We start from the raw sequence: 539 nt of genomic DNA on the forward strand, positions 1-539 counted from the left end.
GCCGCCGCCTCCGCCGTACAGGCGTGCACGCACCGCAGGGCCCGCTGGATCCACGCGTCCGTCGTGGCGTGCGTGGTCACCGGCAGCAGGAACAGCACCGCGAGCGCGGCGCCGAACGCGCCCACCGCGGTCTCCCCGAGCCGCAGCGCCAGCAGCCCGGGGGTGAGGACGCCGAGCAGACCGTAGAGGAGTTCGGCGAGGACCGTCACCCAGAGCATCATCCAGGTGTACGAGACGGCGGCGGAGTAGAAGATGCCGAAGACGGCGACCGCGAGCAGCGCGGCCGTGGGCACCGGCGCGCCGTGCAGCGGTACGGCGACGAGGAAGCCCAGGCCGACGCCGATCAGCGTGCCGAGGACCCGGCGGAAGCCCCGTACCAGCGTCTCGCCGCGCGAGGCCGTGTTGACGAAGACCCACCAGGTGGCGCCGACGGCCCAGTACCACCGCTGGCCGGACACCAGCTCGCCCACGACCAGCGCGAAGCCCGCGCCCGCCATCGCCTGGAGCGCCTGGCGCGTGGTCACCCGGGCGAGCCCGCC

The 539-nt window shown here is 74.8% G+C and carries 1 protein-coding gene; it reads right to left on the reverse strand.

The window, feature by feature from the left end; all coding sequences use genetic code 11:
• Positions 1-539, reverse strand: a 539-nt coding sequence (locus CCN72_RS05500) for an FUSC family protein (protein WP_143664048.1), incomplete at both ends; no start/stop codon positions are given.

It is taken from the genome of Streptomyces murinus (assembly GCF_002154555.1).
Lineage (GTDB): Bacteria > Actinomycetota > Actinomycetes > Streptomycetales > Streptomycetaceae > Streptomyces > Streptomyces murinus.